This is a genomic window from Burkholderia cepacia (assembly GCF_001718835.1).
GTDB lineage: Bacteria > Pseudomonadota > Gammaproteobacteria > Burkholderiales > Burkholderiaceae > Burkholderia > Burkholderia cepacia_F.
On sequence record NZ_CP013444.1, the window covers coordinates 1426561 to 1441700 of the forward strand.

The 15140-nt window shown below is 65.7% G+C and carries 12 protein-coding genes; 6 read left to right on the forward strand and 6 right to left on the reverse strand.

From position 1 onward, the window contains the following. Positions 1-43: 43 nt before the first annotated feature. A complete protein-coding gene (locus tag WT26_RS26600; RefSeq protein WP_069274310.1) occupies positions 44-919 on the reverse strand; it encodes a LysR family transcriptional regulator in 876 nt (291 codons plus the stop codon). A gap of 69 nt (positions 920-988) precedes the next feature. On the opposite strand from WT26_RS26600, the gene WT26_RS26605 reads away from it, so the two are divergent. Next, entirely contained in the window at positions 989-1252 is a 264-nt protein-coding gene (locus WT26_RS26605) for a hypothetical protein (RefSeq protein WP_045565080.1), read from the forward strand. A gap of 166 nt (positions 1253-1418) precedes the next feature. Further along, entirely contained in the window at positions 1419-1694 is a 276-nt protein-coding gene (locus WT26_RS26610; protein ID WP_069274311.1) for a transcriptional regulator, read from the forward strand. A 54-nt stretch (positions 1695-1748) separates the two neighbouring features. Here WT26_RS26610 and WT26_RS26615 read toward each other — a convergent pair whose 3' ends face one another. The 4 genes from WT26_RS26615 to WT26_RS26630 form a co-directional block, all read right to left on the reverse strand. Further along, positions 1749-2492, reverse strand: coding sequence for a transporter (locus WT26_RS26615; protein ID WP_069274312.1), 744 nt, complete (start codon positions 2490-2492; stop codon positions 1749-1751). Positions 2493-2568: 76 nt separating this feature from the next. Further along, complete coding sequence (mgtA, locus tag WT26_RS26620) at positions 2569-5334, reverse strand: magnesium-translocating P-type ATPase (RefSeq protein WP_081062267.1); 2766 nt, start codon at positions 5332-5334, stop codon at positions 2569-2571. A 613-nt stretch (positions 5335-5947) separates the two neighbouring features. Next, positions 5948-6364, reverse strand: coding sequence for a cupin domain-containing protein (locus WT26_RS26625; RefSeq protein ID WP_042588025.1), 417 nt, complete (start codon positions 6362-6364; stop codon positions 5948-5950). 157 nt (positions 6365-6521) lie between these two features. After that, complete coding sequence (locus tag WT26_RS26630) at positions 6522-8159, reverse strand: S8 family peptidase (RefSeq protein ID WP_069274313.1); 1638 nt, start codon at positions 8157-8159, stop codon at positions 6522-6524. Between the two features lie 506 nt (positions 8160-8665). Here WT26_RS26630 and WT26_RS26635 point away from each other — a divergent pair. Both WT26_RS26635 and WT26_RS26640 read left to right on the forward strand, forming a co-directional pair. Then, the gene (locus WT26_RS26635) at positions 8666-9574 is read left to right on the forward strand and encodes a glutamate/aspartate ABC transporter substrate-binding protein (protein WP_069274314.1); all 909 of its coding nucleotides are present in this window, start codon (positions 8666-8668) and stop codon (positions 9572-9574) included. A gap of 386 nt (positions 9575-9960) precedes the next feature. Next, entirely contained in the window at positions 9961-11631 is a 1671-nt protein-coding gene (locus WT26_RS26640) for a hypothetical protein (RefSeq protein ID WP_069271179.1), read from the forward strand. Positions 11632-11738: 107 nt separating this feature from the next. On the opposite strand, the gene WT26_RS26645 is transcribed toward WT26_RS26640, so the two are convergent. Continuing rightward, on the reverse strand, positions 11739-12389 hold the full coding sequence (locus WT26_RS26645; protein ID WP_069274315.1) for a DUF2625 domain-containing protein: 651 nt from the start codon (positions 12387-12389) through the stop codon (positions 11739-11741). A gap of 191 nt (positions 12390-12580) precedes the next feature. On the opposite strand from WT26_RS26645, the gene WT26_RS26650 reads away from it, so the two are divergent. Together WT26_RS26650 and WT26_RS26655 are read left to right on the forward strand one after the other, a co-directional pair. Continuing rightward, positions 12581-14443: a methyl-accepting chemotaxis protein gene (locus tag WT26_RS26650; RefSeq protein WP_069274316.1), complete on the forward strand. Its 1863-nt coding sequence runs from the start codon at positions 12581-12583 to the stop codon at positions 14441-14443. 97 nt (positions 14444-14540) lie between these two features. After that, positions 14541-15122, forward strand: a complete 582-nt coding sequence (locus tag WT26_RS26655) for a hemerythrin domain-containing protein (RefSeq protein ID WP_069271856.1) — start codon at positions 14541-14543, stop codon at positions 15120-15122. Positions 15123-15140: the final 18 nt, after the last annotated feature.

Consider the following 15140-nt stretch of genomic DNA (forward strand, 5'->3'; position numbering starts at 1 on the left):
GCGCGACGAGCCGGGAACCCGCCTTGGCGGCGTATGCAACGCGTCACGCGCCCTTGATCGCGGCACGCATGAACGAGACAAAGCGCGCCGTCACGGGATCGTCGCGATCCGACGGCCACGCCAGCCCGACGCGCCACTTCGCGTGCTTGCCGGGCAGCGGCAGCACTGTCGCATCGCGCAGCAGGTACTGCGCGCGCGACGGAATGAACGCGACGCCGACACCGGCCGCGACCGACGTCAGCACCGACTGCACGTCCTCGGCCTGCTGCGTCACGTGCGGCACGAAACGGCGCTCGACGCACCAACGGTCGATCTGCGCGGCGAGCCCCGGGCCCCGCGCACGCTGCAGCGCGATGAAGCCGATCTCGTTGAGCACGTCGAGATCGGCCGGCACGCGCGTATGGCGAAGCTGCGGCGGCACCGCCAGCGCGAGCCCTTCATCGATCACCTTGAACGACGACAGCTCGTCCCCGGGCGGCAGGCGCATGAAGCCCGCATCCAGCTTGCCGGCCAGTATGCGGCGCGCCTGCTCGGCGGACGACAGGTCGCTCAGCGTGACCGCAATGCCCGGATGGCGGCGACGAAACTCCGCGACCCGCTTCGGCACGATCGTCAGCACCGACAGGCAGATGCCGAGCCGCAGATGCCCGCGCTGCCCGCTGGTCGCCTCCCGTGCGCGCGCGAGGATCTCGTCGGCATCGCGCACGAGCGCCTGCGCATCGGGCAGGAAACGCTCACCGAACGGCGTCAGCTCCGCGCCGTGCCGCCCGCGCTCGAACAGCCTGCCGCCGAGGCTTGTCTCCAGCGCGCCGATCTGCTTGCTCAGTGCCGGCTGGCTCATGTGCAGCGCATCGGCCGCGCGGCTGAAATGGCACAGCTCGGTGACGGTCAGGAACGTCCTGAGGAGTTTCAGTTCCATTCCGGAAAAGAATCGTATCGGTCAAAACATTCATTTTACTGATCGATCGGCAGCGCGTTCAATACGCACATGTCTTTTCCGAAATCGTCCTCCATGTCTGTTGGCCCTTCGATGCAGCACCCGATTGCCGAGGCCGGTGAGCCCGCCGCCGTGAACGCCTGCGCCGCCGGCGACGAGCGCGACGCGTCGCCGGTTCGCGGTCCCGATCCGCGCGGCGGGCGTGGCCGCCGCGTCCGCTTCGGCGACGCGATACCCGACGCGCCCGCACGCGCAGCGACAGGCGCGATCGCGATCAGCTTCGCCGTCGTGTCGCGCAAGCATTGGCCCCGCTGAGCGCCGGCGCGTCGTTTCCCGTCGCATCCTGTCGTGACGGAAGCGGTATAGTGTGCCGGCCATCACAATGCGCTTGCCCGGTGGCAAGCGCATTGTGATGGCCGGCAGGAGGCGGCACTGTGCTCCTGACGCACGCTTAGTTCATGAACTCTGCCGCACGAAACCGATGACCACCGCATCACACGAAGACGACCTCGATCCCGCACTCGTCGCGACGCTCGCAACGCTGAACGACGCCGCGAGCGATCCGGCCGGCAAGACCTGGTCGTTGCCGAAGATCGCGAAACGCACGCAACTGCCGATGAGCACGCTGCGCCGCGTGCTGACGCAGCTCGATGCCGGTGGCCTGACCATGACCACCTTGCGTGAAGACGGCACCGGCAGCGCCGCGCTGACCGACGAAGGGCGCGCCGTGTGCGCGCAGCTCTTCGATGCGACGTAAAAAAGGCGGGCCGCCGAAGCAGCCCACCTTCGATTGTCGCGAGTCCGCGGCGTCTTACCACCGCACCGTGACGCCGCCCATCACCGAATGATCGTAGGTCTGGTCGTTCAGCCCGCGCCGATAGCCGATGTCGAGATCGAGCCACGGCTTCGGCGAATAGATCGCACCCGCGATCGCGAATGCTGGATTCGCGCCGGCGCCGGGCTCGGCATTCCGTGACATCCCGACGTCGACGACCAGCTGCAGCTTGTCCGTCGCGCGATAGATCGCCGCGCCGGAAACCTGCCAGATCGACGTCAGGTCGCCCTGGCGATTCGGCTGGTACGTGATGCCCGCATTCGCGAGGAACGAAAACCGCGCGACGTCGAGCTGTGCGAGCAGCGTTGCGCCGGCACCCGCGCGGCCGGTGCCGAGCCCGCGCCGGTCGTTGCCGGTCGGCGTCGTCACCCTGGGCTTGAGCGCGACACTGAACGGCCCGTGCTCGACGAACCGCCATTTCATGCCGACCTCGACATCGCCGAACCCCGCCCCGTTCTCGTCCGACCGCGTCTGCAGATGCGTGTAAGGCACGTTCACGTAGAGATCGACGCGTTCGCCGAATCCGCGCGTGAGCGTCGCGTTCCACAATCCGTGCCGCCCGGTCTCTGCCTGTTTCGAGGTTTCCTCGGCGTTCAGTTCCAGTTGCCAGTTCGCATTGCCCTGCGTGCCCGTGTCGTCGCTGACGAGCGGATGGGCCGCGTATGTGCCCGACGGCGCGAAGAGGGCGCCGGCGACGGCGAGCGGTAGCATTCGTTTCATCACATCTCCCGAAAAGCGTTGCGCGCGGCGGACCCGCGCATTGCGTGCGGGTCCGCCGATGTTCAGGCGCAAGGAATCAGAACCACTGCTTGTAGCGGCGCACGTAGATCGTCTTGACGATCTGCGCGAGCAGGATGTAGCCGACCATCGTCGCGGCGAGCCACGGCCAGAAGGTGCCCGGCAGGTGCATGAAGCCGAGCGACTCCGCGAACGGCGAGAACGGCAGCCAGCAGCCGATCGCGATCGCGGTGAACGTCGACAGCAGCACCGGCAGCGCGGCCGTGCTCTGCAGGAACGGGATCTTCTGCGTGCGCAGCAGGTGCACGACGAGCGTCTGCGACACGAGGCTCTCGATGAACCAGCCCGAGTTCATCACGATCTGGCCGCCCGCACCGCCGTTCAGGTGATACATCGCCCCCGCGCCGAATACCGTCCACATCAGGATGTACGTCGTGATGTCGAACACCGACGACGTCGGCCCGACCCACAGCATGAAGCGGCTGATGTTGCCGGCTTCCCACTTGCGCGGCTTCTTCAGGAACTCGGGATCCATCCTGTCCCACGGCAGCAGCATCTGCGACGTGTCGTAGATCAGGTTCAGCACGAGCAGCTGCGTCGCGAGCATCGGCTCCCACGGCAGGAACGCGCTGGCGACGAGCACCGAGAACACGTTGCCGAAGTTCGAGCTCGCGGTCATGTTCAGGTACTTCAGGATGTTGCCGAACGTCTCGCGGCCCTTGATCACGCCTTCCTCGAGCACCATCAGGCTCTTTTCGAGCAGGATGATGTCGGCGGTTTCCTTCGCGATGTCGGCGCCGCTGTCGACCGAGATGCCGACGTCGGCGTCGCGCAGCGCGGGGGCGTCGTTGATGCCGTCGCCGAGGAAGCCGACCGTGTGGCCGTTCGCCTGCAGCGCCTTGACGATGCGTGCCTTCTGCAGCGGCGTCAGCTTCGCGAACACGGTCGTGCGTTCGACGACCTGCGCGAGCGTCGCGTCGTCGAGCGCTTCGATCTCCGTGCCGAGGATCGGCTTGCCGGGTTCGAGCCCGACCTGGCGGCACACCTTCATCGTGACGATCGGGTTGTCGCCTGTCAGCACCTTCACCGCGACACCGTTTTCGCGCAGCGCGGCGAGCGCCGGCGCGGCCGATTCCTTCGGCGGGTCGAGGAAGGTCAGGAAGCCGCGCACGACGAGGTCGTGTTCGTCGGCGGTGCGGTACTGCTGGCGCTCGTCGCCGCGCGGGATCGTGCGCGTCGCGAGCACGAGCACGCGGAAGCCGTCTTCGTTGTACGCGCTGGCCTGTTCGAGCAGCCGCTTGCGCGCGACGAAGTCGAGCGGACGCACGCCGTCTTCATCCTGCACGTGCGTGGAGACGGCCAGCATCTCCTCGACCGCGCCCTTGCAGACCAGCAGGTGCGCGCCGCGCGTATCCTCGACGACGACCGACAGGCGGCGCCGTACGAAGTCGAACGGCAGTTCGTCGATCTTCTTGTAGCCCTGCGGCTTCACGCGCTCGCCGATCTCGTCGGCACGTGCGACCACCGCGATGTCGATCAGGTTCTTCTGGCCGCTCTGGTGGAAGCTGTTCAGCCAGCCGAGCCGCAGGATCTCCTCGTTCTTGTGGCCCGACAGGTCGAGATGATGCTCGAGGATGATCTTGTCCTGCGTGAGCGTGCCGGTCTTGTCGGTGCACAGCACGTCCATCGCGCCGAAGTTCTGTACCGAGTTCAGGCGTTTCACGACGACCTTGCGGCGCGCCATCGCGACCGCGCCGCGCGCGAGGTTCGCGCTGACGATCATCGGCAGCATCTCGGGCGTGAGGCCCACGGCCACCGCGAGCGCGAACGTGAGCGCGCTCAGCCAGTCGCCCTTGGTCAGCCCGTTGATCATGAACACGATCGGCACCATCACGAACATGAACTTGATCAGCAGCCAGCTCACGCTCGCGACGCCGCGGTCGAAGCTCGTCTCGATGCGCTTGTGGCTCACGACGTTGCGCGCGAGCGAGCCGAAGTAGGTGTCCTCGCCGGTCGCGACGACGACGGCCGTCGCCGTGCCGCTGACCACGTTGGTGCCCATGAAGCAGACATTCTCGAGATCGAGCAGCGATGCGGATGCATCGTTCGCCGTACCGTCTGCGGGCGAGCTCGCGGATTTGCCGGCCACCGCGCCGAGCGTGTCGTACTTCTCGACCGGCAGCGCTTCGCCGGTCAGCACGGCCTGGCTGATGAACAGGTCGCGCGACGCGAGCAGGCGCACGTCCGCCGGAATCATGTCGCCGGCCGACAGGTGCACGATGTCGCCGGCCACGACTTCGCGCATCGGCACCTCGCGGCGGGACGGCTCGGACGTGTCGGTCACCGCGCGCTGCACGGTCGCGGTCGTGCGGACCATCGCCTTCAGCTTCTCGGCCGCGCGCAGCGAGCGGAATTCCTGCACGAAGCGCAGCAGCGCGCTGATCGTGACCATCGTCAGCAGGATCGTCATGCCGACGTAGTCGCGATCGTCGGGTGCGGCGAACCAGACGTCGGTGAAGAAGCTGATGGCGGCCAGCACCAGCAGCACGTAGACGAACGGGTTGTGGAACGAGAGCAGCAGCTGGCGGGTCCAGTGCGGCGGCTTGTCGTGCGCGATTTCGTTCGGGCCGTCGTGCTGCAGGCGGCCGGCGGCCTGGTCGTAGGTGAGGCCGCGCGTGCTGGTGTTCAGCGACTTCAGCGTGTCTTCGAGCGGACGCGCTGCTTCCTGCGCGGCGCGCATGATGCGCGGTTCGTTCTGCGGGCCGGCGCCGGCCTTGATGAAGCCGCGTTGTTTCTTGTGCGAGGTGTTGTGTCGTGTTGTCATGAGTCGCTCCTTGCGCACGAGGCGGCGGGCGGGGAGCGACCGTCACGTTATCGACGCACGAGCGCTCCCCGCCGCGTCGCGTCAGGCGCGATCGGCTGTGGATCGGTGAGGGCGGGAACGCTCGCCGGCGCGCGATGCGCGATCGGACGTGCCGCGCACATGGCCGCGCCGGCGAGCGGTAATCGACTACTGTCGTCCGGGTTCATCTGCACTCCTGCTGGTTGGCGGTCGGCGGCGCGGGCGGTCGATGGCGGTGCGTGCGAGACGGCACGCACGCCGGACGGCACGCGAACGGAAGGCGCACGCAGCAGCGCTGCGCGCGGGACGAGCGTGCGCGACCACGCGAGCGGTCACGTATCGTTCGAAAAAATTCGGCGGGAGATCTGGCCGGTCAGGCCGGAAGGGCGCCGCATCCTGCTTCCCGGGATGCGGCAGAAGACGAGGCTCTGCGCGTTTTCCTCAGGCAGCAGTCAAGTTGGTCAAGCACCAACTACAACTCGCATCGGTGTTCACAGAACACTCCATGTAATTAGACGGGAGCGATGGTAATGGGTCGCTGTGCGAAGCGTCAACCCTTTCGTCGGACTTTTTTTCCGCCTGCGTCGGCCGCTTGTCATGCGTCGTCGGCCGGATCGTAAGGCTGCACCGTTTCCTGCTCGCCGGGCGCGTTGCGCGCGATGACCGCGCGCACGGCGGTCGTGTCGCTCAGGTTGAACGCCTGATGCGGGACGCCGGGCGGAATGAACAGGAACTCGCCGGCCGCGGTGGCGATCGACTTGCGCAACCCCGGGCCATAGCGCGTTTCGACGCGTCCTTCGAGGACGTAGACGGCGGTCTCGAAGCCGACGTGAACATGCGCGGTCGCATGTCCGCCGGGCGGGATCACGACGATGTGCATCGACAGCCCGGTCGCGCCCGCGGTTTGCGCGGAAATGCCGACGAAATAGGGCAGGCGCTGGGCCGTGTCGATCTTCCGGTCGGGGCGGACCGCGACGAGCGGCGCATCCGCGTGATGGCTGGCTGGGGACATGGGCGCTCCTTCGAATGGCCCGAACGCTTCGCCTGCGACGAAATTGCGACGCACGGCGCGTCAGATCGATTCTAGGTCACGCGGCGCGCGCCGGAAGCGAAACGGGCCTTCGGCATGCCGCCGAAGGCCCGTTCACAGCCGCGTCACCGACGAAACGTTACTGCGCCGCCGCCGTTACCGCGGCGCCCGCATCGAGGATGCCCGAACCGGCCGGCATCGCGGTGCACGACGTGCCGGCCGCGAGCTTGGTCGTGCGCGCGCCGCCTTGCAGCTTCTGCTGGATCTGCGCGGGCGTGAGGTTGCCGTTCACCGACAGCATCAGCGCGGCGATGCCCGACACCTGCGGCGTAGCGAGGCTCGTGCCGTTCGCGAGGCCGTAGGCGTCCGAGCCCGGCGTCGTGGTGCCGGTATTCGACGTCGACAGGATATTGACGCCCGGCGCGCTCAGCGCGACATCGGCGCCGAAGTTGCTGAACGACGCACGGCGGCCGGTCGCGTCGGTGGCGCCGACGCTGATCACGCCGCGGCAGTTCGCAGGCTGGTCGAGCCCGGTCGACAGGCCGTCGTTGCCGGCCGCGACGACGACGGTCACGCCCTTCGCGGTCACGTCGTCGATGGCTTGCTGGAACGTCGTGCTGCACGCGCCGACACCGCCGAGGCTCAGGTTGATGACCTTCGCGGGGCGCGGGTTCGTCGGCACGCCGTTCACCGGGATGCCGGCTGCCCAGCGCATCCCGTCGGCGATGTCGCTCGTCACGCCGCCGCACTTGCCGAGCACGCGCACCGGCAGGATCTGGCCGAGCCACGACACGCCGGCGATGCCGGTGCCGTTGTTGGCGGTCGCGCCGATCACGCCCATCACGCGCGTGCCGTGCCAGCTGCTGTCGCTCGGCTGGCTCGCGCACTGATAGAACGGGCCGCTTGCGTCGTCGAGCTCCTGCTGAGTCACCCAGTCGCCCGGATCGGTTGCGTCCGGGCCGCGCGTCAGGCCGTTGTTGCTGGTGTTGGCGTTGCTGATGAAGCTGTAACCCTGCGACTGCAGCAGGTTGGGGAGGAGATCGGGGTGCGGCCGGTAGCCCGTGTCGAGCACGGCCGTGACGACGGTCGGCGCGCCCTTGGTGCGGGTCCACGCGGCGGGCAGGTTGATGCCGGCCGTCGGATCGGTGGCATACCACTGCTGGCTGTAGAGCGGATCGGTCGGAATATCGCGCACGCCCATCCGGCTGTCCGGTTCCGCGTAGTCGACGTCCGAATCGGCCGCGAATGCCTGCGCGAGCGCGGCGGCGTCGGCGGCGCTGACGGACTGGCCGAGCGACAGCACGGCCGCGCCGTTCGAGATCGTCCGTTCGACCTGCACGTTGAGCTGCGAGCGGCCCGTCGTGCTCGCATAGGCGCGTGCGCTGCCGGTCGGCGCGACCCATTGGGTCATCGCCCGCTGGATCACGGCGTCGAAGCGCGACGCAGTGTTGGTGGCCGCCATCGCACGCGTGGCGGTCAGCGTCTTCAGCTTGACGATCAGGTGATCGATCGGCGGCGCGTTTGCCGCGATTGCCTGTTGCACCATCTGCGTGGCTGCCTGCTGCGACGCGCATGCGGTGTTGTTGGGCGTCGAGGGCGCGGGCGCCGGGGCGGGCGAAGGCGCGGGCGCCGGCGCGGCCGCGGAAGGCGCCGGGCTGCTGTCGCCGCCGCCGCCGCAACCGGCGAGGGGCAGGAGGGCGGCGGCGGACAGCATGCCGGCGAAGGCGCGCGCGTGCGTGAATCGGGCCACGGCGGGAGTGAAACGTTTGGCTCTCATGTTGGTTGTTCCTCTTTGGTAGCCGGTGTGCCGACAGTGGCGGTCGGCCGGTGGTTGCCCGGTCGCCGCCGCGTTTTCGCGGCGGCGCTCGGCAAACAGCCGGCCTTTCTCGTTGTTCTCGGGCGGCCAGCGAGGGTTGCTGCGACGCGCCATGCACTGGGTAACGGCCGGCGCGGCGGCTTCTTGAGCGGTTTCAAAAGAAAACATGGCGGTCGCGCAAACGATAGCGTTGCTGCGCACCCGCACGAACGGGCGTTTGGAACGGGTGATCGTGCGCGGCGGCCGGCGGCGGCGTCAGGCTGCGCGCAGCGGGGTCGGCACCCGGCATGCCGGCGCGGTGGTGCGGCGCCGCAGCAAGCCGGGGGCACGACCGCAGCGGCGATCCGGAAAGAGGGCCGGGCGGCGGTGTGCGCGATGGCCGGCCACCTTACGCTTTCCCTGATACGACGCGAATTTTGTCGGGCGTAGGATCGCGATTCGATCAACGTTTCGTCAGGAGAATAGGCATGGACCGTCGCTATCGCTGGTTGGCTGTCGCGCTGTCGTTCGCGCTGACCTGTGCGCTGGCGGGTACCGCGCACGCGCAGGCCCTCACCGGCACGCTGAAGAAGATCAAGGACACGGGCGTCGTGTCGCTCGGCATTCGCGAATCGTCGGTGCCGTTCTCGTATTCGGACAACCAGCAGAAGAACATCGGCTATTCGCGCGACATCGCATCGCGCATCGTCGACCAGCTGAAGGCGGAACTGAACCTGCCCAACCTCTCGGTGAAGGAGATCCCGATCACGTCGCAGAACCGGATTCCGCTGCTGCAGAACGGGACGATCGATTTCGAATGCGGATCGACGACGAACACGCTCGAGCGGCAGAAGCAGGCCGCGTTCTCGAACAGCATCTTTCTCTACGGCATCCGTTTCAGCACGCGCAAGGATTCGGGCGTGAAGGATTTCGCGGACCTGGCCGGCAAGACGGTCGCGACGACGGCCGGCACGTCGGACGAGCGGCTGCTGCGCAAGCTCAACGAAGAGAAGGCGATGAACATGACGATCATCAGCGCCAAGGATCACGCCGAAGCGTTCATGAACGTCACGACCGGGCGCGCGGTGGCGTTCGTGATGGACGAGCCGCTGCTGTACGGCGAGATCGCGAAGGACCGCAACCCGGGCGCGTACACGGTGACGGGCACGCCGCTGGTTCACGAGAATTACGCGTGCATGATGCGCAGGGACGATCCGGCGTTCAAGCGCGTGGTCGACGGCGTGATCGCGAAGATGCAGACGTCGGGCGCGGCCGAGAAGCTCTACGACCAGTGGTTCACGCAGCCGATCCCGCCGAAGGGCGTGAGCCTCAACTATCCGCTGTCGCCGGAGATGAAGCAGCTGTTCAGGAATCCGACGGACCAGGCGCAGTATTGACCTGAGCGGGGCGGGCTGGATAGTTGTGTGCGCAACCTGGAGTGGGCGCTGGAAGTCGTGCAAGCGCTTGTCCTTGCTTGTCGCGCGCCAGTGCAGGTCGTCGGTCATCTGCTTGCTGCCCGCTGTGTTGCCGGCCACGATCAGCAGCAGCTGCGTGAGGAACGCGTCCGCCATCGTGTACGCGTGGTATGTGACAAACTGGTTGAGGCTGCGGGCCGTCGCAAAGCCCGGCGCGGTTGGACCGGGACCGAGTTCTTGCGCGAGCCGCGATCCGGAGATGGCGTGGATTCGAGACATTGCAGAGGACCCCCTGCAATCGACCTCCAACGGTAGAGTCGTGTGCCGGCGGCCGCCGCTGGAATCAAGACATAAGACGAGGGAAGCGGATGGGACCTGTTGACACGTTTATCAAATTCGAGCAGGCGGCGGACGCGGCGGCGCGCGAGCTTGTGCAGGGCAAGCCGCTGCGCAGCGTAATGACGCTGTTGCACTTGGGAAGCTATGCGCTTAGCCAGTGCTGGGGTGATGTGATTGAACCGGCTGAACGCGTTCGGGGGGGAGGGGGCGTCGAGCGCCTGGGTTATCTGCTTCCCCTCGTGAAATACGCAGACACGGAATTCAAGGGGGCGTCGTCGTTCGATTCGCTTTTTGCCTTCGGCGAAAAAGATGAGCAGATCCGCGCATTAAACCTGCTTTACGGCTATGCGGAGTTTTGCCAAGTGGCGCCTTTCGCTCACCGGGGGGCGTATCGGGTCGAGGGTGACAGCGATACGATGAAGTTTGCCTTTCGCTCCGCCAGCTTCGCCGATGCCGAAGTAAAAGACATCCTGATGAGCACGCTTTTCCAGCCAATCACCGTGCATGATGGTGATTTCGCTCGTGACTGGTTCGACGTGCAAGCTCCTCGGCTGCCAACAGTTGATTTGGCCGGAAACTACGTCATTCAACAAAAATTGACGGAATGGTTTATCGACCATACCTACGAAGTGAGCCCATTGTCGGACGCCGCCATGCGAGCGTCGGTTGAAGTAGGCTCTCGCACATTCCGCAAGTTTGCGGCCGCGTGCATGGCGCTTGGGCAGTACCACATGTCGATGGCAGACGCGATTTCCAGGCGTATCGATCAAGATCCCGCTTACGGTGCAAGCGAAGAAGCTTTTGCCGAGCAGCTCGAATGGATATCTCCTTGCTACGCCGGCGAATTCGTACGAAATCAGATCGCTTGGCTGGCGCGCCTGGAGCGTGCCGACGTCGATAGATTGATGCAGGTGTACAGCACCTCGGGCGGAAGCCAGGAGAAGCGTGGTGAAGGCTTTTTCCCTCCATTCGTCCAAAGCGGTAATACATGTACGTTTAGCCCTCTGACGATCCGGCACATGCTGTCATCGCGCAATGTCCTGTACAGCCTCGCCAAGGACAATAAGGAACGCTTCGACGACGTGATATCCGCGCATCTCGAACCTCAACTCGTCGAGCAGGCGGTCAATCACCTGTGCCGGTTGCGTGACGTGGAGATTCGCCGCAACGTGCAATGGGAACAGGGTGAGATCGACATCCTGGTTTATCGGAAATCGGAGAACGTGGCACTCGTGGTGGAGGCGAAAGGCGCTGTCGCTCCAGACGGCGCGCGCATGGTCTATCACGTGCAGTCCCGTATCAAGGATGGGATCAATCAGCTTCGAAAGTTCGATGCGTTGAGCCCGGATGAGCGCGACGGAATCTTGGGTCGTGCACTCGGGCGTCAGGTGCGCGATGTTCGTTGCGTGAAAGCCGTGTTGGCCTGGGCAAGTTTCGGCACCGAGGAGGTGTGGGAGCAGTTCACGGATATCGCGCCCCTGAACATCGCGTTGCTGGCGGAACTGGTGCGCCGAGATTTGACCCGCGAACTTGATCGGCTGGTGAACGATACCCATGTGCTGATCGACGAGATCGTCATCAGCGCCGAAGGTCATTGGAAACCGACTGAGAGGACGATCGGCTCCCTAACGTTTGAACGTCCTTCATTCAAATTCAACGAAGACGCTCTCGCCAAGTACAGGACGGCCCAACATCTGTAGGCAAGTGCTGTGCTGATCCGCAATTTCGGCGGCATGGATTCGCGTGCGGATTGTGCCGGTTCGACATTTTCCAGTCCGTGCCCGGCAGGCTTTCCGTAAGCGCCCGATCACGCCCGCCTTGAACGCACGGATTCGGAATCGATATGGAGGGAGTACAGCTCGGAAACATTCACCGCTTTACGGCTGCTGCGTTCGACCGATCCTTCTTTCGTCCACAGGAACGGATAGAAATTGAAGCATTCGTCCGGTCCCAGGTTCTGAACATCGGATTGCCAGCCGGGCCAACGCATAGTCGAATAGAAATCATGCAGCCTGTCGGTGAAGGACCATCGCAGAAAGTCGCCGTATCCGATCTCGAGCGGCTCCCACTGCAGGTTGTCAGGCGCAAAGTAATACATCGAGCCGACGTCTTCTCCGAGCGCTCCCCCGTTCAAAGCGAAGAATCCGCCAACCACGTCATCCGCGACCAATAGGAATCCGGCGGATCGCCCTTCGTTCCAGTCGACGATGTTCCTGGTGAGCCTCGGATGTCCGGAGCCGAGCAGGCGAAGGTAGCCGCCGTCCACGAGCAGGCCGCCGGTCGAATAAGCAATGGCGCCCAACGGGGATCGTGTGGTTATCTGCAGCGCCAAAAGCACTTCGCTGCTCCGATTGGCTGGCGGCAAGATTTCGCAAGGATGCGTCGCGGCTGCCGCCCATTCCATGATTGACGGAAGAGCCGACTCCCGTTCGTTCACCAGTTCGTTTAGCGGCCGCACATCCGCCTCCTTCTGCGTTGTTCAAAGTTCGCATCGAGCCGGACTATAGCAGTTCGGCAAGTGCCGGCCGGCACCCTCCGCAGCATCTTCAATCCCTGATACCGGCTATTTGCCGCCAGCCATGATGTTCCGCTCCGCCGTGCCGATAACCCGTGCTGGCAACAAACGGGCAAATATCGATGAATTCCCCCATGCATTTCTGGCGCAAGCTTTCCATTCAGAACAAGCTGATTCTCAGCATGACGAGTTGCCTGCTCGTGTTCGTCGCGATCTCGAGCGTGCTGAGCGTTCGCCTGATCGGCAACGCGGTGCGCGATCGCGTCGTGCACGACGAGTTGCCGACGGCCGTGAACGGCATCCGCGCCGACGTGCAGCGCCAACTCGCCGGACCGGTCGCGGCATCGCGGCTGCTGGCCGGCGACGCGTTCCTGCTGCAATGGGAAGCCGACGGCGAACCCGACGCCGGCACGCGCAACTGGATCCAGCTCGCGAAGAACGTGAAGGACGAGCAGAAGGCAGCGTCGGTGCAGTGGGTGTCGACGGCGAGCGGCAACTACTTCACCGAGGCCGGGCTGCAGCGCAAGCTCGGCGACGGGGATCGGTGGCTGTCGGCGTTCCTCGCCTCCGGCAAGGCGTTCGACGTCAACATGGACCGCGAGGTGACGGTCGGCGGCTACATGATGTTCATCAATGCGCGCGTGGAGCGCGACGGCAACCCGATCGGCGCGGCCTGCATGAGCCTGTCGGTGGACGCGCTGGCCCGGAACATCGCGGCCTACCGGATCGGCGAGACCGGGTTCGCGTATCTCGTGCGTCCCGACGGCGCGATCATGATGCATCGCGATTCGTCGCTGATCGACGGCAAGCATTTCATGAAGGACGAACCCGGGCTGCCGGGCGATGCATCGGCCGTGCTGCTGGCCGGCAAGCCCTACGCTTACGTCAGCTATGCGGGGCAGGACGGCGCGCGCTTCATCGCGACGTCGTTCATTCCGGAACTGAACGCGTATGTCGTCGTCGAGGTGCCGCAGGCCGAACTGCTCGGGCCCGTGACGCGCGCGATCCGCAACGCCACGCTGGTGGCGACCGTCGCCGGGCTGGGCGTCGCGCTGGCAGTCATCCTGCTGGTGGGTCGCGCGATTGCCGCGCCGATCCGCCGCGCGGCGACGCTGCTGTCGGAGATCGCCAGCGGCCAGGGCGACCTCACGCGCCGGATGACGGTCGAGAGCCAGGACGAGATCGGGCAGTTGTCGGATGCGTTCAACCGGTTCGTGTCGTCGCTGTCGACGCTGGTGCACAGCATTCGCGCGGCGTCCGCGTCGATCGCTACGGGTTCCGCGCAGATTGCGTCGGGGAATGCCGATCTGAGCGAACGTACCGAAGGGCAGTCGAGCAACCTGGAGCGGACGGCTTCGTCGATGGAAGAGATCACGGCCGTCGTGAAGAACAACACGGAAACCGCCCGCACCGCGGCGCAGATGGTCAACGGCGCGTCCGAAACCGCCGTGCGCGGCGGGCAGGTGGTGGGCGAGGTCGTGACGACGATGGAGCAGATCAGCGACGCGTCGCAGCGGATCTCCGAGATCATCGTGATGATCGACAGTATTTCGTTTCAGACGAACATTCTCGCGCTGAATGCGGCCGTCGAGGCGGCGCGCGCCGGGGAGCAGGGGCGCGGGTTCGCGGTCGTGGCGTCGGAAGTGCGGAATCTGGCGCAGCGCAGCGCGCAGGCGGCCAAGGAGATCAAGGCGCTGATCGAGCACAGCGCGGGCACGGTGAGCGTCGGCTCGCGGCTCGTCGGCGAGGCCGGCGAGGTGATCCGCGACGTCGTGTCGCAGGTGCAGGGCGTGAGCGCGATGATGAGCGAGATCGCCGAGGCGAGCCTGGAGCAGAGTGCCGGGATCGACCAGATCGGCGACGCGGTGCAGTCTTTGGATCAGATGACGCAGCAGAATGCGGCGCTGGTTGAAGAAAGCGCAGCGGCCGCGGCGAGCCTGAAGCAGCAGGCGGCGGAGCTGTCGCGGCTGATGGCGGCGTTCAAGGTCGACGGCTGACCCGGCGGCCGACGCGGGGCGTTGATCGAGGTCAAGCGCGCCGGCCGGGTTGGCGCGACCATCTGATTGGTCCGAACGCCCAATGGAGGTGAGTGAAATGCGAGCCCCACAGCCAAGGAGCGCCTTACAGGTCATTCTCAGGGAGCATCGGCAGCTGTCCACCGTCATCGCGGGCATGCAGCACTTCGTCGGGCGGCTCGCCGCCGGCGCGACGATGCCGGGACTGATGGTGCTCCGGGCCATGCTGTACTACATCCGCGAGTACCCGGAGCAGATCCATCACCCCAACGAGGATCGGTATCTGTTCGCGCGCCTGCGCCGCCGCACGCGGGCGCTGGACGAAGTCATCGACGAGCTCGAGGCGCAGCACGCGCAAGGCGACGCGCTGCTGCGGAACATCGAGCACGCGCTGACGCGTTGCGAACAGGTCGGCGAATCGGCGTATCCGCAATTGCGCACGGCGGTCGACGAATATGCCGCGTTCTACCTGAAGCACATGCACGTCGAAGAAGAGGTCATCCTGCCCGCGGCACGGCAATGGCTGACGGTGGAGGACTGGATCGAGCTCGACGATGCATTCGGCGCGAACCGCGATCCGTTCGAAGGCGAAAAGTTCGACGAGGATTTCGAGCGCCTGTATGCGCTGATCGTGCAGGTGATCCCGGAAGCGCAGGCGTGAGCGTTGCCGCGTGCCACC